Source organism: Citrobacter sp. BIDMC107 (assembly GCF_001037575.1).
In the GTDB taxonomy this organism is placed as follows: domain Bacteria; phylum Pseudomonadota; class Gammaproteobacteria; order Enterobacterales; family Enterobacteriaceae; genus Citrobacter; species Citrobacter freundii.
On the sequence record NZ_KQ089848.1, the window covers coordinates 3,270,643 to 3,288,789 of the forward strand.

Annotated in this window: 20 protein-coding genes; 14 read left to right on the forward strand and 6 right to left on the reverse strand. The window is 51.5% G+C overall.

Going from position 1 to position 18,147, the window contains the following annotated elements; translation table 11 throughout:
* Positions 1-64: 64 nt before the first annotated feature.
* A complete protein-coding gene (yqhD, locus tag SK39_RS15295) occupies positions 65-1,228 on the reverse strand; it encodes an alcohol dehydrogenase (RefSeq protein WP_003838168.1) in 1,164 nt (387 codons plus the stop codon).
* 194 nt (positions 1,229-1,422) lie between these two features.
* Here yqhD and SK39_RS15300 point away from each other — a divergent pair, with 194 nt between their 5' ends.
* A complete protein-coding gene (locus tag SK39_RS15300; protein WP_048217163.1) occupies positions 1,423-2,322 on the forward strand; it encodes an AraC family transcriptional regulator in 900 nt (299 codons plus the stop codon).
* A gap of 73 nt (positions 2,323-2,395) precedes the next feature.
* On the opposite strand, the gene yghB is transcribed toward SK39_RS15300, so the two are convergent.
* Positions 2,396-3,055 (reverse strand): DedA family general envelope maintenance protein YghB, encoded by a 660-nt coding sequence (gene yghB / locus SK39_RS15305; protein WP_003024510.1) that lies wholly within the window; start codon positions 3,053-3,055, stop codon positions 2,396-2,398.
* A gap of 131 nt (positions 3,056-3,186) precedes the next feature.
* A complete protein-coding gene (gene metC, locus SK39_RS15310; RefSeq protein ID WP_048217164.1) occupies positions 3,187-4,374 on the reverse strand; it encodes a cystathionine beta-lyase in 1,188 nt (395 codons plus the stop codon).
* Positions 4,375-4,624: 250 nt separating this feature from the next.
* On the opposite strand from metC, the gene exbB reads away from it, so the two are divergent.
* Together exbB and exbD are read left to right on the forward strand one after the other, a co-directional pair.
* Positions 4,625-5,359 (forward strand): tol-pal system-associated acyl-CoA thioesterase, encoded by a 735-nt coding sequence (exbB, locus tag SK39_RS15315; RefSeq protein ID WP_003024507.1) that lies wholly within the window; start codon positions 4,625-4,627, stop codon positions 5,357-5,359.
* A gap of 6 nt (positions 5,360-5,365) precedes the next feature.
* Positions 5,366-5,791 carry a TonB system transport protein ExbD gene (gene exbD / locus SK39_RS15320; RefSeq protein ID WP_003024505.1) on the forward strand — a complete coding sequence of 142 codons (426 nt, stop codon included), beginning with the start codon at positions 5,366-5,368 and terminating at the stop codon, positions 5,789-5,791.
* 77 nt (positions 5,792-5,868) lie between these two features.
* On the opposite strand, the gene SK39_RS15325 is transcribed toward exbD, so the two are convergent.
* Entirely contained in the window at positions 5,869-6,276 is a 408-nt protein-coding gene (locus SK39_RS15325; protein WP_003838178.1) for a hypothetical protein, read from the reverse strand.
* A 1-nt stretch (position 6,277) separates the two neighbouring features.
* Entirely contained in the window at positions 6,278-6,682 is a 405-nt protein-coding gene (locus SK39_RS15330; RefSeq protein WP_003024501.1) for a hypothetical protein, read from the reverse strand.
* 104 nt (positions 6,683-6,786) lie between these two features.
* Here SK39_RS15330 and SK39_RS15335 point away from each other — a divergent pair, with 104 nt between their 5' ends.
* Entirely contained in the window at positions 6,787-7,290 is a 504-nt protein-coding gene (locus SK39_RS15335) for an ESA_00282 family adhesion-associated protein (protein ID WP_003024499.1), read from the forward strand.
* Between the two features lie 70 nt (positions 7,291-7,360).
* On the opposite strand, the gene SK39_RS15340 is transcribed toward SK39_RS15335, so the two are convergent.
* A complete protein-coding gene (locus SK39_RS15340; RefSeq protein ID WP_003024497.1) occupies positions 7,361-8,401 on the reverse strand; it encodes an aldo/keto reductase in 1,041 nt (346 codons plus the stop codon).
* Positions 8,402-8,556: 155 nt separating this feature from the next.
* Between SK39_RS15340 and yghX the strand changes: the two genes are divergently transcribed.
* The 10 genes from yghX (at position 8,557) to hypA (ending at position 18,145) form a co-directional block, all read left to right on the forward strand.
* The gene (yghX, locus tag SK39_RS15345) at positions 8,557-9,444 is read left to right on the forward strand and encodes a YghX family hydrolase (RefSeq protein ID WP_003838186.1); all 888 of its coding nucleotides are present in this window, start codon (positions 8,557-8,559) and stop codon (positions 9,442-9,444) included.
* A 215-nt stretch (positions 9,445-9,659) separates the two neighbouring features.
* Complete coding sequence (locus tag SK39_RS15350) at positions 9,660-11,300, forward strand: methyl-accepting chemotaxis protein (protein WP_048217165.1); 1,641 nt, start codon at positions 9,660-9,662, stop codon at positions 11,298-11,300.
* 84 nt (positions 11,301-11,384) lie between these two features.
* Positions 11,385-11,672: a DUF2623 family protein gene (locus tag SK39_RS15355; RefSeq protein WP_003838189.1), complete on the forward strand. Its 288-nt coding sequence runs from the start codon at positions 11,385-11,387 to the stop codon at positions 11,670-11,672.
* Positions 11,673-11,860: 188 nt separating this feature from the next.
* Positions 11,861-12,979, forward strand: coding sequence for a hydrogenase 2 small subunit (gene hybO / locus SK39_RS15360; RefSeq protein WP_003024486.1), 1,119 nt, complete (start codon positions 11,861-11,863; stop codon positions 12,977-12,979).
* 2 nt (positions 12,980-12,981) lie between these two features.
* Positions 12,982-13,968: a hydrogenase 2 operon protein HybA gene (hybA, locus tag SK39_RS15365; protein WP_003828357.1), complete on the forward strand. Its 987-nt coding sequence runs from the start codon at positions 12,982-12,984 to the stop codon at positions 13,966-13,968.
* Positions 13,958-15,136 (forward strand): Ni/Fe-hydrogenase cytochrome b subunit, encoded by a 1,179-nt coding sequence (gene hybB / locus SK39_RS15370; protein WP_003024479.1) that lies wholly within the window; start codon positions 13,958-13,960, stop codon positions 15,134-15,136. The genes hybA and hybB overlap by 11 nt, the downstream gene beginning before the upstream one ends.
* Positions 15,133-16,836 (forward strand): hydrogenase 2 large subunit, encoded by a 1,704-nt coding sequence (gene hybC, locus SK39_RS15375; RefSeq protein WP_048217166.1) that lies wholly within the window; start codon positions 15,133-15,135, stop codon positions 16,834-16,836. Before hybB ends, hybC begins: the two co-directional genes overlap by 4 nt.
* A complete protein-coding gene (locus SK39_RS15380) occupies positions 16,836-17,330 on the forward strand; it encodes a HyaD/HybD family hydrogenase maturation endopeptidase (protein WP_003024473.1) in 495 nt (164 codons plus the stop codon). The genes hybC and SK39_RS15380 overlap by 1 nt, the downstream gene beginning before the upstream one ends.
* Complete coding sequence (gene hybE, locus SK39_RS15385) at positions 17,323-17,811, forward strand: hydrogenase-2 assembly chaperone (protein WP_003846342.1); 489 nt, start codon at positions 17,323-17,325, stop codon at positions 17,809-17,811. Before SK39_RS15380 ends, hybE begins: the two co-directional genes overlap by 8 nt.
* Positions 17,804-18,145 (forward strand): hydrogenase maturation nickel metallochaperone HypA, encoded by a 342-nt coding sequence (gene hypA, locus SK39_RS15390; protein WP_048217167.1) that lies wholly within the window; start codon positions 17,804-17,806, stop codon positions 18,143-18,145. Before hybE ends, hypA begins: the two co-directional genes overlap by 8 nt.
* Positions 18,146-18,147: the final 2 nt, after the last annotated feature.

An 18,147-nucleotide genomic window follows, 5' to 3' on the forward strand; every position in this document is an offset into this window, starting at 1 on the left:
TGACATAGGTGTGACTTAAGTCTGGTATAAATACCCAAAAACGAAAGGCGGAGGTTAAAAAACCTTAGCGGGCAGCTTCGTAAATCCGACGGCTGACCTCAAGCGTAATGTCCTGATGTTCGCCCAGTTTCGTACCGCCATGCGCTTGCAGTTTTTCCAGCAGCGCCGGGATGGAGCTACCGTCCAGACCGTAGTCAGACAGGCGAGTCGGTACGCCCATTTGTTCGAAGAAAGCGCGGGTTGCGGCAATGGCGGCGTCGATGCGCTGGTCATCGCTTCCTTCGGTGATATTCCAGATACGCTCTGCGTATTGCAGCAGTTTGGCACGCTTGGTATCACGTTTTTCATTCCACAGCGCAGGCAGAACGATGGCCAGTGTTTGAGCATGATCCAGACCGTGCATTGCAGTCAGCTCATGGCCCAGCATATGCGTTGCCCAGTCCTGCGGTACCCCTGCGCCAATCAGACCGTTCAGCGCCTGGGTTGCCGCCCACATGACGTTCGCACGCACGTTGTAGTTTTCCGGTTCCTGCAAGGCTTTCGGACCTTCTTCTACCAGTGTGAGCAGAATGCCTTCGGCAAAGCGATCCTGAATTTTCCCGTCGACCGGATAAGTCACATACTGCTCAACGGTATGAACGAACGCATCCACGACGCCGTTTGCAACCTGACGTGGCGGCAGGGTGTAGGTGTAAACCGGATCCAGTACGGCAAATACTGGCTGCACAAACGGGGTCATAAAGGCCAGTTTATCGCCGGTGGTTTTACGCGAAATTACCGCGCCGGAGTTAGATTCAGAGCCGGTTGCAGGCAGGGTTAATACGGAGCCCATCGGGATGGCACTTGTTACGTCGTTGCCGTGGGTTTCCAGAATACGCCATGGATCGATGCCGTCAGCGTACTGTGCAGCAGCCGCGATGAATTTGGTGCCGTCCAGCACGGAACCGCCGCCTACTGCCAGCAGAAACGTCACTTTCTCATCACGCACGATTTTTACCGCGTTCATCAGCGTTTCATAAGATGGGTTTGGCTCGATACCGCCAAACTCCAGCACGTCCAGACCTTTCAGCGCGTCCTGAACTTGTGCCAGGACACCTGTTTTTTTCACGCTGCCGCCGCCGTAAGTAACCAGTACGCGAGCGTCCTGAGGAATTTGATCGCGCAGCTCAGCAATCGCGCCTTTACCAAACAAAATACGTGTTGGGGTATGGAGATTAAAGTTGTTCATTGCTCGTTCCCTTTGGTGGGTAATAAAAGAGGGCAGGAGAGTGTCTGCCGGATGATGAACATTGTGGTCGCCCGCCGCGCTGCTCTCAATGCTCATTTCTGCCGATGTCTTGCCCATTTCTACAGACTGCTGGAGAAAACGGATAAATCTGCGCATTATGTCAGGGTCGAAAAACGATAATGAAATGGTGCCCCATGAACCGTGATGAGATCTGCCTTCTGCTGACAGATAAAATTAAGCATCTGAAAAACAATGAAAATAAACTTAGCGAACTGCTGCCAGATGTCCGCCTGCTACACGGTACGGAGCCGGCGGCGCGTACACCAGTCATGTATCAGCCAGGCATCATATTTCTCTTTTCGGGACATAAAATTGGTTACATTAATGAGCGCGTATTTCGCTATGACGCCAACGAATACCTGCTGCTAACCGTACCTTTACCCTTCGAATGTGAAACGTATGCGACGCCGGAGGTTCCTCTGGCCGGTATTTACCTGAATGTCGATATCCTGCAATTGCAGGAGCTGTTGATGGACATTGGGGAAGACGAGCTGTTCCAGCCCGCTATGGCTGCCAGTGGGATTAACTCTGCGATGCTCTCAGACGAAATTCTCTGTGCTGCTGAGCGCCTGCTGGATGTGATGGAGCGACCGCTGGATGCGCGTATTCTGGGTAAACAGATCATTCGCGAAATCCTCTACCATGTGCTGACCGGGCCGCGTGGTGGCGCGTTACTTGCGCTGGTAAGTCGCCAGACGCATTTCAGTTTGATAAGCCGGGTACTCAAGCGGATTGAAACCAAATACACCGAAAACCTCAATGTAGAACAGCTGGCGGCAGAGGCGAACATGAGCGTATCGGCGTTTCATCATAATTTTAAAGCGGTGACCAGTACCTCGCCGCTGCAATATCTGAAGAGCTATCGCCTGCATAAAGCACGGATGATGATGATCCACGATGGAATGAAGGCCAGTGCGGCTGCAATGCGCGTCGGCTATGAGAGCGCATCGCAATTCAGTCGGGAGTTCAAACGTTTCTTTGGCGTAACGCCGGGGGAAGATGCGGCAAGAATTCGTATGATGCAGGGGAGTTGATTTCTTGTCGGCTTTAAAGCTAGCTGTGCGCCATCAATGAAATGCCGGAGTGACTCCGGCATACGGCTAATACTCAGGCGCTACAGTATTTTTTTTTAATCACCACGAACAGCGTTCCCAACAGACCTGCGGTTAACAGGGCAATCGGCAGGATCATTAAAAAGGTCATCACCTGATCTTCATGACGTTTGACGAACGGGATCATACTCAGCGCATAGCCGAAACTGGTAACGACGGTGACCCACAGCAGTCCGCTCAGCCAGTTAAAAAACTGGAACCGACGGTTAGGAAGCCCTGAAATGCCCGCCATCGTTGGCAGCAAGGTACGGACGAACGCCAGGAAACGCCCGGCAAGCAGCGCCATCAACCCGTGTTGGTCAAACATGCAGGTAGCGCGTTGATGGTATTTTTCAGGTAATTGCGCCAGCCAGCCTTTCACCGTGCGCGTGTTGCCCAGCCAGCGTCCCTGAATGTAGCTCAGCCAGCAGCCCAGACTGGCTGCGGCAGTCAGAATAGCTATGGTAGGTAAAAAACTCATCACATCCTGAGCGATCAGCGCTCCTGCCAGTAATAACAGGCTGTCTCCGGGTAAAAAGGAGGCGGGCAGCAGGCCATTTTCTAAAAACAGTGTGGCGAACATGACGAAGTACACCACGCTCACAACGTGCGGATCCGCCAGTGCGGCAAAATCGTGTTGCCAGAGCGCGGAGACAATATCTTGAATGACTACCATGGACTTTCCTGTGGAACAGCGTTTATATGTGGATTGTACTCCTGAATTGCCCGGGATGCCTTGATCCCGGACGCAACAATTGCAGACTTTTCCACCAGAAGTGTCTGCATATATGTCCATCTGTGGCAATTTTACTCGATTCGGGCAAATCCTGCGGCCAAATCGGCAATCAGATCGTCAACATTCTCTAAACCAATATGTAAACGGATGAGCGTTCCGCTGAAGTCAACCTCGCCTTGCGGACGGATTGCCGCAATGTGCTCCGGCTGGTTGGCGAGAATCAGCGACTCAAAACCGCCCCAGGAGTAGGCCATGCTGAACAGGCTGAAGTGATCCAGATACGCGGCCAGCTCCTCATTATTGAGTTTCTTATTCAATACAAAGGAGAACAGGCCGCTGCTGCCGGTGAAATCACGCTTCCAGAATTCATGCCCTTTACTGCCGGGCAGTGCCGGGTGGTTCACGCGGACGACCTGCGGATGGCTGGCCAGCCACTCGGCGACCTTTAAGCTGCTTTCATGGTGCTGACGCAGGCGCACACTCAGCGTACGCAGCCCACGACTGGTCATATAGGCGGTATCGGCGTCCAGCATTTGCCCCATCAGATACGCATTTTCGCGAAGTTGATCCCAGCAGCGGGCGTTAGATACCGCCGTGCCGACCATGCCGTCGGAATGGCCAATCAGATATTTGGTGCCTGCCTGAATAGAAATATCGATACCAAAATCCAGCGCTTTGAACAGCACCCCGGCAGCCCAGGTGTTATCAATCATGATGATTGCGTCAGGTGCTACGCTTCTGACTGCGGCAACAATAGCCGGAACATCATGCACTTCCATGGTGACAGAACCGGGCGACTCCAGAAATACGACTTTGGTGTTCGGCTGCATGTGCTTCACAATATCGGCGCCAATCAGCGGATCGAACCAGCCGGTGGACACGCCAAGCTTGCCGAGAATTTTGGTGCAGAAATCCTGACTGGGTTCATAGGCGGTATTGGTCATCAGCACATGATCGCCTTGCTCCACAAAAGCGAGGATGGTGTTGGCAACGGCAGCCGCACCGCAAGGGAACAAGGCGCAACCCGCGCCGCCTTCCAGTTCGCACATCGCTTCCTGCAGAGAGAAATGCGTCAGGGTTCCGCGACGTCCATAGAAAAGCGCACCGTTGGCACGGTTGTGTGTGGCCTGCTTTTTGGCCTCCACGGTGTCAAACACCAGCGAAGAAGCGCGCTGGATCACGCTATTTACCGAGCCCAGCGTGTATTTTTTACTGCGTCCTGCGTGAACGAGCTTGGTTTCAAGTTGCTTATCTGCCATGTTGTCTTACCTGTTTTTATACGTCTGGATGTCTAAACTACCATGAATCAAAGATGACGCATCCTGCAGAACGGTCATACAGTAGAAAATAATCTCAAAATGCTTCTGGTGACTTTTTTACTGCGTAAGCGCAAGGAAAAGAAACCAAAGGTGCGGCAATATGTAAATAGTAATGAGAACGACTATCAATTCGACGTCTTTTTGATATCATTACGCTCAGATTTTGTGATTTGCGTCCTGGAGATACAGAGTGGGTAATAATTTGATGCAGACGGATCTTTCCGTCTGGGGTATGTATCAGCACGCCGATATCGTGGTTAAGTGCGTGATGATTGGGCTGATTTTGGCGTCAGTGGTCACCTGGGCTATCTTCTTTAGTAAGAGCCTTGAGTTCTTTACTCAGAAACGCCGCCTTAAGCGTGAACAGCAACTGCTGGCGGAAGCCCGCTCTTTAGATCAGGCAAGTGAGATTGCCGCAGGATTCGATGGCAAAAGCCTGGGCGCACAGTTGATTAACGAAGCGCAAAACGAGCTGGAACTGTCAGAAGGCAGTGACGATAACGAAGGCATTAAAGAGCGTACCGGCTTCCGTCTGGAGCGTCGTGTGGCGGCGGTAGGTCGTCATATGGGACGTGGTAACGGATACCTGGCCACCATCGGGGCTATCTCTCCATTCGTCGGTCTGTTCGGTACCGTATGGGGCATCATGAATAGCTTCATCGGGATTGCACAAACTCAAACGACCAACCTGGCCGTTGTTGCGCCGGGTATCGCAGAAGCGCTGTTAGCGACCGCAATTGGTCTGGTCGCAGCAATTCCAGCGGTTGTTATCTACAACATTTTCGCACGTCAGATTGGCAGCTATAAAGCGATGCTGGGTGACGTCGCGGCACAGGTGCTGTTACTGCAAAGTCGCGATCTGGACCTGAACGCAAGCGCATCCGCGCATCCGGTACGTGCAGCGCAGAAATTACGTGTAGGATAATGTTCCATGGCAATGAGCTTTAATGAAAACCTGGACGATAACGGTGAAATGCATGAAATCAACGTGACGCCGTTTATCGACGTTATGTTGGTTTTATTGATCATTTTTATGGTGGCCGCACCGTTAGCAACGGTGGATGTGAAAGTGAATCTTCCTGCCTCCACCAGCACGCCGCAGCCGCGTCCGGAAAAACCGGTTTACCTGTCTGTTAAAGCCGATAAAAGTATGTTTATTGGCAACAATCAGGTGACGGATGACACCATGATTAGCGAGTTAAATGCACTGACAGATGGGAAGAAAGACACCACCATTTTCTTCCGGGCAGATAAAACCGTTGATTATGAGACCATGATGAAGGTTATGGATACGCTGCATCAGGCGGGCTTCCTGAAGATTGGTCTGGTTGGCGAAGAGACTGTGAAAGCGAAGTAATCCTCCTCATTGCCGGGTAATGGTTGCCGCCTTACCCGGCGTGCATCTCCTGATTCAACTCTCTCGCATACCTGTTCTTATCTGTTCTCGTCTAACGCGACCGTGGTTATCCTGGTGGGTTCGTAGTTCCCTTCAGACAGCTTTCGTGTCAGGCGTAAGGTGGCTGTTTCCCGCGCGAGTATATGCTGGTAGGTGCTTTCCAGTCGGGCCATGATTTTGTCCCGCAGTTCTGGTTGCTGCTCCATAATGGCTTCGATCGCGGCACCGTAGATCTCTTCTTTAGCCTGTAGCGTGTAAATTTCACGCCGATTTTGCCATTTCATCCGCACCAGTGCAGCGGGAATAGAGACTATCTCCTGAGCAACGCTTTCCAGCGTCGCGTTTTTATTGGCAATTAACACGGCTAGATTTTGCTTTAAGACAAACTCATCGCTTTTATGGTTGTCTAAAGCCAAATAAACATTGTTATCCTCAACATCTTTCATTTTATTTCTCTTCCAGAGAATAAAAAATAGGGTCGCTGGTTTCACGCGTAATTAAATTAAGCCAAATTTTGTTGCCCTGTTCATTTATGATGGCTGTTTTTTGAGTCAAAATTTTACTTAATTCTTGTGCGTTAATATCGCCTTCTGCTTGTAGTGAATTGAGCAGGCGAGAGAATGACTCAATTTTTGCTGCACGAAACAGACGCTCTTTTAAATGACGGTCGCACTCTTCAAATAGCATATTTCGTGACTGACCGGTAGCCGTTGAGCTAATCAAAATATCGGATTCGTAATCGCTTAATGTTCTCTTTCCCTGAGTCAAATTTTCACTATTATCTACGGGATTGGTATTGGTAGCGGGGCTGGATAAGTGAAAGTGCGAGGGAACAAGATGCTCGGGAAGCATGTTGAAATATCCTTTGATGCCAATGATATGTTGTTTTAAATAAACCAGGCCGCGTTGACAATAGCATGGCGTAATTTTAAAATCAAAAAAAATGGAGCCAGTATATGAACAGTATATTTTATTCTGTTATTACCCTGCTATTGCTGACCTGCGGGGTACTTTTGTTAATGCGCAGTGCAAATAAAAACCGACATGCCGAAAATGGGCACTCTGAAAACCAGCCGGAAATGCTGAGTAAAGAAGAAGGCGAGGACCATTTCTCGGTATTGATGAATTCGATTACGCCGGTCTGGTATTGGCGCGTTAATCACGAATATATTGATTTTATCCACTCCACGATCAAGCGGATGACAATGGTGGAGTTGAATGAGACACCTGGATTATTTGATGCGCAGCGGCGTTGTAGCGATCTCAACTCTGCGGTGTATAAATATTACGACAATATTAAAAAGCGCTGTTTGAGCGGTGAGAAGGTCCCGCATGCCGACCTGGACGTGCTCAACCTGCGTCAGTGTTTCAGGGAGTTCAGCCTGGAGGCTTATCCCGCGCTTGTCGCGCTGGTGTGGCCGGAGTATCAACGCCCGGAGATCAAAGCGGAAGAGGTGTGAAGGGGACTGTTTGGCCCGTATTACGTGCCGGGGAGGCTAACGCTGTCACCCGGCACGATGTTACATACGGCTATTTGTCAGATGAGGCCTGCCACAGGTTCAGCTTACCGTCCGCGACGTGCTTATCGATCTGCGCCAGTTCTTCGGTGCTGAACGTCAGGTTCGCCAACGCCTGAACGTTTTCCTCCAGTTGCTCCGGTCGACTGGCGCCAATTAATACCGAAGTCACCCGGTTGTCTTTTAGCAGCCAGCTTAAGGCCATTTGTGCCATCGACTGTCCACGCTGTTGCGCCATCTCATTGAGCAACCGCAGGCTGTTAAGATTTTCTTCCGTCAGCATATTTTCCGTCAGCCCACGAACTTTTTTCCCTTCACGCTGCATGCGTGAACCTTCCGGAATGCCGTTAAGGTATTTCCCCGTCAGCAGTCCCTGAGCCAGTGGCGTAAAGGCGATGCAGCCCATGCCATTGGATTCCAGCGTATCCAGCAGGCCGCTGCTGTCTACCCAGCGGTTAAGCAGGTTGTAAGACGGTTGGTGGATCAGCAGGGGAATTTTCCATTCCCGCATCAGCTCGGCCATTTTCTGCGTACGCTCTGGCGAATAGGATGAGATGCCGACATACAGCGCTTTACCGCTCTGTACGGCGTGGGCCAGGGCTGAGGCGGTCTCTTCCATTGGCGTATTTTCGTCGACGCGGTGCGAGTAGAAGATATCGACATAGTCGAGGCCCATGCGTTTCAGGCTCTGATCGAGGCTGGCGAGCAGGTATTTGCGCGAACCGCCAGAACCGTATGGCCCTGGCCACATGTCATAGCCTGCCTTGGTGGAGATAATCAGTTCATCGCGATAGTGTGCAAAATCCTCGCGCAGTAATCGGCCAAAATTCTCTTCTGCGCTGCCTGGTGGCGGCCCATAGTTATTGGCTAAATCAAAATGCGTGATGCCTAAATCAAATGCTTTACGCAACAGGGCTCGCTGTGAATCCAGCGCCTGAACGTGCCCAAAACTGTGCCATAAACCCAGCGATAGAGCGGGTAAGCGCAAACCGCTGCGCCCACAGTAGCGATAGAGCATCTGTTCGTAACGTTCAGGATTGGCAAACCAGGCCATGAGATCTCCTTAGTGCAGGTGAATTTCGAAACAACGTTTCTATTCTAGCGGGTTCACGGTGAATATCCCGTTCACCAGGTCACACTGAGATGAAAAACTGGGCAAAAACAGGTCACTGTGCTTTGCTTAAAAAAACATCAATCAGGAGTGCGACGATGCCGCGTTTGACTGCCAAAGATTTTCCGCAAGAACTGCTCGATTACTATGACTATTACGCTCATGGCAAAATAACGAAACGCGAGTTTCTCAATATGGCAGCGAAATATGCAGTGGGTGGCATGACGGCATTGGCCTTATTCAATTTATTGAAACCCAACTACGCTCTCGCAACGCAGGTAGAATTTACCGATCCCGATATTCTGGCGGAATATATTACCTATCCCTCGCCTGAAGGTCATGGTGACGTGCGGGGGTATTTGGTTAAACCAACGAAGGTGACGCGGAAAGTTCCGGCGGTGGTGGTAGTGCATGAGAATCGTGGGCTGAATCCGTATATTGAAGATGTGGCGCGACGGGTGGCGAAGGCGGGCTTTATGGCACTCGCGCCTGATGGGTTAAGTTCGGTAGGGGGATACCCAGGCAATGATGATAAAGGTCGGGAATTGCAGCAGCAGGTTGACCCCGTAAAGTTAATGAACGACTTTTTTGCCGCCATTGAATTTATGCAGCATTATTCAGGGACGACGGGAAAGGTAGGTATCACCGGATTTTGCTATGGTGGTGGTGTGTCGAATGCCGCAGCTGTGGCTTTCCCTGAACTGGCCTGCGCGGTGCCTTTTTATGGGCGTCAGGTTCCTGCATCAGATGTCCCTAAAATAAGCGCGCCTTTATTACTGCACTATGCGCAATTAGATACCCGAATTAATGAGGGATGGCCTGCATATGAAGCGGCGCTAAAGGCGAATAAGAAAGTCTATGAAGCATATATCTACCCCGGTGTTAATCATGGCTTTCACAATGATTCTACCCCTCGTTATGATAAAGCTACCGCTGAATTAGCCTGGGAACGTACCCTTGCGTGGTTTGATAAATATTTGCGATAGAAAACAATAGATTATTTAATGCTTTTAATTAATTACCTGAATAATAATGCTACCTAATTTCATTAGCATTCATATTGATATAGGGTGGAGAGATAGTGGATGTACTTAAGAAAGTAAAAAAATAAAGAACGCATTATATCTTCTCTACTGCCTGCCGATAACAAGGATAAGTATCGCCTGATGGCGAATTCCTCATCAACGGCAAGGAAATTATTATGCGTTTGCTGAAAAACTTCACTATTCGTATTGTCATGTTGGCAATACTGGGACTTTTCTGCCTGCTCTGGTCGGGCGTGGGTTTATTCAGTCTTCATTCGTTATCAAAAATATCTGAAGGCAATGATATTGACCGCCATCTTGTCCATCAGATGACGGTTCTCAGTCAGGGTAACGATCAGTACTTTCGCTTCGTAACGCGCTTAAGTCGCGCCATGGATGTCAAAATGAGCGGCGGAACGCCTGATTTTGCGCCGGCTCAGCAGTCCCTGGAGAATATGAGTAAAAAACTCCAGGAGATGAAAACATTGTCTCCAGGCCCCATGGATCCGGAAGTTGCCGCGGCGGTACTGACGAAGTGGCAGGCGCTGCTGGACAATGGCGTGATCCCGCAAATGCAGTTGGCAAAGCAGGGCACGCTCACGGCCTTTGCGGAACATGCCAGTACCGTTACGCCAGCGTTGAGCCGTGAATTTGGCGCCAGTGCCGAGCGTTTTAACGCCACGGCAGGAGAGCGGCTTGATACCACCCGTGTGATGGTCGATGGCAAAACGTCTATCATCCGAACGTTAATTATTACTGCTGTTATCCTCGGTATTGCCCTACTGTTCTTTACCGACCGCTACCTTGTTTCCATGATGGTGAAACCTCTGGGACGTATTCGTCAGCAGTTCCAGCAGATTGCGCAGGGCGATCTCAGCCATCCCATTGAAGATTTTGGTCGTAACTGTGTGGGTCAACTGGTGCCGTTACTGTGCGCGATGCAGGACAGCCTGCGCGAAGCCGTCAGTACCATCCGTTCAGGTAGTGACAACATCTGGCGAGGGGCGACGGAAATTTCCACCGGTAATAACGATCTCTCCTCACGTACTGAAGAGCAGGCCGCGGCGCTGGAAGAGACCGCTGCCAGCATGGAGCAACTGACCGCAACGGTAAAACTGAACGCTGAAAATGCGCGTGAAGCCAGCCAGCTTGCCGATACGGCCACAGAAACGGCAGGTAAAGGGAGCACGCTGGTTTCAGAAGTGGTTGAGACGATGGATGGTATTGCCGCCAGCTCTAAACAGATCGCGGAAATCACGTCAGTTATTAACAGTATTGCTTTTCAGACCAATATTCTGGCGCTGAACGCCGCAGTTGAAGCTGCCAGGGCAGGCGAGCAGGGGCGCGGTTTTGCCGTCGTTGCCGGTGAAGTACGCAACCTTGCCAGTCGCAGCGCCGGAGCGGCGAAAGAGATTGAGACGCTAATTGGCGAGTCATCGCGTCGTGTCGACCAGGGGGCTCGTCTGGTTAAAGAAACGGGATTAACCATGGAGGCAATTCTGCGCGGTGCCACCGAAGTGACGGTCATCATGAAGCAAATTGCCTCAGCCTCGGAAGAACAGAATAAGGGCATCTCGCAGGTGAGCGTGGCGATCACGCAGATGGACAGCGTAACGCAACAGAACGCTGCATTGGTAGAGCAAGTCTCCGCCGCTGCCGTGGCGTTGGAACGCCAAACAGAGGAACTGCAACGCTCGGTGCAACAGTTCCGCCTCTCAGCGAATGATGTGCAATACGCCGCTGCTAATACTGCTTCCCCTTCAGCAGACAACAAAACGTCTGCGGCAGCTAAAACGGATGAATGGGTGTCCTTTTAAGCTGGCATAAAAAGTTCGTGATACCTCTGGTTTTTGCTCAAAAAATCGCTATATAATTTATTATATAGCGATTGGAGGTTATGCATGGACAACCATTTTGGAAAAGGCCTGATGGCCGGATTAAACGCCTCAAGTGCGGACAGCGCACGCTCAGTGGCGAATTTTTGTGCGGATTATAAGCGTGGTTTTGTGTTGGGATTTTCACATCGCATGTTTGAAAAAACGGGCGATCGACAGCTTAGCGCGTGGGAAGCGGGCATCCTCACGCGTCGCTATGGACTGGATAAAGAGATGGTTATGGATTTCTTTAGAGAGAATCAATCCAGTACAACAATTCGTTTTTTCATGGCTGGCTATCGACTCGAAGCTTGATCCGAAAGGGGTATTATCTTGCTTTAATTAATTACACTATTGACCTACGCCTTCGTTTTGTTGCTCCGTCGAAGTATTATAATGCACATAACCATATAAAAAGTGTGGTAATGGCGCGCCGATCGCAATATGCAACATGCGAATGGTGCAAAATAAAAGCCAGGTCTTCGCAACGGAATAACTATAAAATGACTGGAGATAACTCTCTCATCAATTCGAGCGGCATTAATCGCCGTGATTTCATGAAGCTTTGTGCAGCACTGGCCGCTACCATGGGGCTCAGTAGCAAAGCCGCCGCAGAAATGGCCGAATCAGTTTCTCGTCCTCAGCGCCCACCGGTTATCTGGATTGGTGCCCAGGAGTGTACGGGTTGTACTGAATCGCTGCTTCGCGCGACACACCCTACAGTGGAAAACCTCGTTCTGGAGACAATCTCTCTGGAATACCATGAGGTGCTCTCTGCCGCCTTCGGCCATCAGGTTGAAGAGAACAAACATAACGCTCTGGAGAAGTACAAAGGGCAATATGTTCTGGTAGTAGATGGATCTATCCCACTGAAAGATAATGGTATTTACTGCATGGTTGCCGGTGAGCCGATCGTGGATCACATCCGCCGGGCCGCAGAGGGCGCAGCCGCTATCATTGCCATCGGCTCTTGCGCCGCGTGGGGTGGTGTTGCTGCCGCTGGCGTTAACCCAACGGGTGCCGTCGGCCTGCAAGAAGTTCTGCCAGGCAAAACCATCATCAACATCCCCGGCTGTCCGCCGAACCCGCATAACTTCCTCGCAACGGTCGCGCATATCATCACTTACGGTAAGCCGCCGAAGCTGGATACCAAAAACCGTCCGACATTCGCCTATGGCCGTTTGATTCACGAGCACTGCGAACGTCGCCCGCACTTCGATGCTGGTCGTTTTGCGAAAGAGTTTGGCGATGAAGGCCACCGTGAAGGTTGGTGCCTCTACCATCTGGGCTGTAAAGGGCCAGAAACCTACGGCAACTGTTCAACGCTGCAATTCTGCGACGTTGGCGGCGTGTGGCCGGTGGCTATTGGTCACCCTTGCTACGGCTGTAACGAAGAAGGCGTCGGTTTCCATAAAGGTATTCACCAGCTTGCTCATGTGGAAAACCAAACGCCGCGTTCCGAGAAGCCTGACGTCAATATGAAAGAAGGCGGTAATGTATCTGCCGGAGCGATTGGACTGCTGGGTGGCGTAGTAGGACTGGTTGCCGGCGTCAGCGTGATGGCGGTACGTGAACTGGGGCGTCAGCAAAAGAAAGATAACGCTGACTCACGGGGAGAATAACCGTGAACAGACGTAACTTTATTAAAGCAGCCTCCAGCGGGGCATTGCTGTTGGGCGCAGCGCCGTCCATCAGTCATGCGGCTGCAGAAAACCGTCCGCCGATCCCGGGTTCTCTTGGGATGCTCTATGACTCGACGCTGTGCGTAGGCTGCCAGGCCTGTGTCACCAAGTGTCAGGATATCAACTTCCCGGCCCGTAACCCGGAAGGCGAGCAAACCTGGTCGAACAACGACAAACTGTCTCCGTATACCAATAACATCATCCAGGTGTGGCGTAGCGGAACAGGCGTGAACAAAGACCAGGAAGAAAATGGCTACGCATACATCAAGAAACAGTGCATGCACTGTGTTGATCCGAACTGCGTTTCCGTTTGCCCGGTCTCCGCGCTGAAGAAAGATCCGAAAACCGGCATCGTCCATTATGACAAAGACGTCTGCACGGGCTGTCGTTACTGCATGGTCGCCTGCCCGTACAACGTGCCTAAGTACGACTACAACAACCCGTTTGGTGCGCTTCACAAATGTGAACTGTGTAACCAGAAAGGCGTTGAGCGTCTGGACAAAGGCGGTTTGCCGGGTTGTGTTGAAGTGTGCCCAGCCGGTGCGGTGATTTTTGGTACTCGTGAAGAGTTGATGGCTGAGGCGAAAAAACGTCTCGCGCTGAAGCCTGGCAGCGAATACCACTATCCGCGTCAAACGGTGAAAGCAGGCGATACCTATCTGCATACGGTACCGAAGTACTACCCACACCTGTACGGTGAGAAAGAAGGTGGTGGTACGCAGGTTATGGTGCTGACGGGTGTTCCTTACGAGGATTTGGATCTGCCGAAGCTGGATGATCTTTCAACTGGTGCGCGTTCCGAACATGTTCAACATTCCCTGTACAAGGGCATGATATTACCCCTGGCTGCGCTGGCGGGCTTAACCGTGCTGGTTCGTCGTAACACGAAAAACGACCATCACGATGGAGGAGACGATCATGAGTCATGATCCTAAACCGCTGGGCGGAAAAATAATCAGCAAACCGGTCATTATTTTTGGGCCGCTTATCGTCCTGTGTATGCTCCTGATCGTGAAACGTCTGGTCTTCGGACTGGGCTCAGTCTCCGATCTGAACGGCGGTTTCCCATGGGGTGTATGGATCGCGTTTGACCTGTTGATTGGTACTGGCTTTGCGTGCGGCGGTTGGGCGCTGGCGTGGGCGGTGTATGTTTTCAACAGAGGACAATACCATCCGCTGGTACGTCCGGCGCTGTTGGCGAGCCTGTTTGGCTACTCGCTGGGTGGTCTGTCAATCACCATCGACGTCGGTCGTTACTGGAACCTGCCGTATTTCTACATTCCGGGCCACTTCAACGTGAATTCGGTACTGTTCGAAACGGCGGTCTGTATGACCATCTATATCGGCATCATGGCGCTGGAATTTGCTCCGGCTCTGTTTGAACGTCTGGGGTGGAAAGTTTCTCTCAAGCGTTTGAATAAAGTGATGTTCTTTGTTATTGCCCTCGGCGCGCTGCTGCCAACCATGCACCAGTCTTCAATGGGTTCATTGATGATTTCTGCGGGTTATAAGGTGCATCCGCTTTGGCAAGCTTATGAAATGTTGCCGCTTTTCTCGGTATTAACCGCCTTTATTATGGGCTTCTCGATCGTCATCTTTGAAGGCTCACTGGTACAAGCGGGTCTGAAAGGTAACGGTCCGGACGAGAAAAGTTTGTTCATCAAGCTGACGAACACCATCAGCGTGCTGCTGGCGATTTTCGTGGTTCTGCGCTTTGGCGAACTGATCTATCGCGACAAGCTGTCGTATGCGTTTGCAGGCGATTTCTACTCAGCCATGTTCTGGCTTGAGGTCGTGCTGATGGTCTTCCCGCTGGTGGTGCTGCGCGTCACTAAGCTGCGTAATGACTCGCGCATGCTGTATCTGTCTGCGCTGAGCGCATTGCTGGGTTGTGCAACATGGCGTCTGTCCTATTCGCTGGTGGCGTTCAATCCTGGTGGTGGCTACCACTACTTCCCGACCTGGGAAGAACTGTTGATTTCTATTGGTTTTGTGGCTATTGAGATTTGTGCATACATCGTACTCATTCGTCTACTGCCGATACTTCCTCCTTTAAAACAAAACGATCAAAATCGTCATGAGGCGAGCAAAGCATGAGCCAGAGAATTACTATTGATCCGGTAACCCGTATTGAGGGTCATTTACGCATCGACTGCGAAATCGAAAATGGCGTGGTATCTAAAGCATGGGCTTCCGGTACCATGTGGCGCGGCATGGAAGAGATCGTGAAAAACCGCGATCCGCGCGATGCCTGGATGATTGTGCAGCGTATCTGTGGCGTTTGTACGACCACTCACGCTATCTCTTCCGTTCGTGCAGCAGAAAGTGCGCTGAATATTGATGTTCCGGTGAACGCACAGTATATCCGTAACATCATTCTGGCCGCGCACACCACGCATGACCATATTGTTCACTTCTATCAGCTGTCTGCGCTGGACTGGGTGGATATCACCTCTGCCCTGAAAGCTGACCCAGCGAAAGCATCTGCCATGTTGAACGGCGTGTCCTCCTGGCACCTGAACAGCGCAGAAGAGTTCACCAAGGTTCAGAACAAGATCAAAGATCTTGTTGCCAGCGGTCAGTTAGGCATTTTTGCTAACGGTTGCTGGGGGCACCCGGCAATGCAGCTGCCGCCGGAAGTGAACCTGATTGCGGTCGCTCACTATCTGCAGGCGCTGGAATGCCAGCGTGATGCCAACCGCGTTGTGGCGCTGTTGGGTGGTAAAACGCCGCACATCCAGAACCTGGCGGTAGGTGGGGTTGCTAACCCGATTAACCTCGACGGTCTTGGTGTGCTGAACCTTGAACGCCTGATGTACATCAAGTCTTTCATTGATAAGCTGAGCGACTTCGTTGAGCATGTTTACAAGGTTGATACCGCGGTCATTGCTGCGTTCTACCCTGAATGGCTGGAACGTGGTCAGGGCGCGGTTAACTACCTGAGCGCGCCGGAATTCCCGACTGACGGTAAAAACGGCAGCTTCCTGTTCCCGGGTGGTTACATTACTAATGAAGATCTGTCGACCTATCGTCCGATCACCTCTCACTCCGATGAGTACCTGATCAAAGGGATTCAGGAGAGCGCGAAACACGCGTGGTACAAAGACGAAGCGCCGCAGGCTCCGTGGGAAGGTACAACGGTTCCTGATTACACCGGTTGGTCAGATGACGGCAAGTACTCCTGGGTTAAAGCACCGACCTTCTACGGTAAAACGGTTGAAGTGGGTCCGCTGGCCAACATGCTGTGTAAACTGGCGGCCAAACGCGAGTCTACTCATGCCAAGCTGAATGAAATCATCGCGATTTACACCAAGCTGACCGGTAAAACTATCGAAGTGTCTCAGCTGCACTCTACGCTGGGTCGTATTATTGGCCGTACCGTTCACTGCTGTGAACTGCAGAATGTTCTGCAGGATCAGTACAACGCGCTGATCGTGAACATCGGTAAAGGCGACCATACCACCTTCGTGAAACCGGATATTCCGGCAACGGGCGAATTCAAAGGTGTTGGTTTCCTCGAAGCGCCGCGCGGTATGCTGTCTCACTGGATGGTGATTAAAGATGGCATTATCAGCAACTACCAGGCGGTTGTACCGTCAACCTGGAACTCTGGCCCACGTAACTTTAATGATGAAGTGGGACCGTATGAGCGCTCGCTGGTAGGTACGCCGATTGCCGATCCAAACAAACCGCTGGAAGTGGTTCGTACCATTCACTCCTTCGATCCTTGTATGTCATGTGCGGTGCATGTGGTGGACGTTGACGGGAACGAAGTGGTCTCAGTTAAGGTTCTGTAATGCGGATATTAGTCTTAGGGGTCGGCAATATTTTGCTGACCGACGAAGCCATCGGAGTACGTATCGTTGAGGCATTAGAGCAACGGTACATCCTGCCAGACTTTGTTGATGTTCTGGACGGTGGTACGGCTGGGATGGAGCTTCTCGGCGATATGGCGAACAGAGATCATCTGATCATTGCTGACGCCATTGTGTCGAAGAAAAACACGCCAGGAACGATGATGGTCCTGCGGGATGAAGAGATCCCGGCGCTGTTTACCAACAAAATCTCACCGCACCAGCTTGGCCTGGCCGACGTTTTGTCGGCCCTGCGTTTCACCGGAGAGTTTCCGAAAAAGCTGACGTTAGTCGGCATTATTCCGGAATCACTGGAGCCGCATATCGGGCTAACGCCAACGGTCGAAGCGATGATTGAACCTGCGCTTGAGCAGGTTCTTGCTGCGCTTCGCGAATCAGGTGTTGAAGCGATCCCTCGGGAGGCAGCTCATGTCTGAGGAGTTTGTCGGTTTTCAGACGGCCCCGAAGATGCAGATTCAGGCAGCATTTGAAGAGGTTGCCCGGCGTTCGATGCACGATCTCTCTTTCTTGCATCCGAATATGCCGGTATATGTCTCTGATTTTTCGCTGTTTGAAGGGCAGTGGACGGGGTGTGTTATCACACCCTGGATGCTCAGCGCACTGATTTTCCCTGGACCAGACCAGGTCTGGCCGGTACGTAAAGTCAGCGAAAAAATCGGGCTGCGTCTGCCGTATGGCGAGATGACCTTTACCGTTGGTGAACTGGAGGGCGTATCACAATACCTTTCCTGTTCACTGATGTCGCCGCTTTCGCACAGCATGTCTGCGCAAGAAGGAGTGCGCCTGACTGACGATTGTGCGCGAATGCTGTTATCGCTGCCGGTGAGCGATCCAAATGCGCCGCAGCTCAATCGCCGCGCGCTGCTGCTGGGTCGTCGGAACTGCGAAAATGCATGAGCTGTCCCTTTGTCAGAGCGCGGTTGAGATTGTTCAACAGCAGGCAGAGCAGCACGGTGTCAAACGTGTAACCGGCGTTTGGCTGGAAATCGGGGCGCTCTCCTGCGTTGAAGAGAGCGCCGTGCGTTTCAGTTTCGACATCGTCTGTCAGGGGACGCTGGCGCAAGGGTGTGAGCTGCATATTGATTACAAGCCACCCCAGGCATGGTGCTGGGATTGCAGTCAGGTTGTGGAAATCACCCAGCATGATGCGCAGTGTCCACATTGTCAGGGGGATCGTCTGCGAGTTGATGCGGGCGATTCACTGAAAGTGAAAAGTATTGAAGTCGAATAACC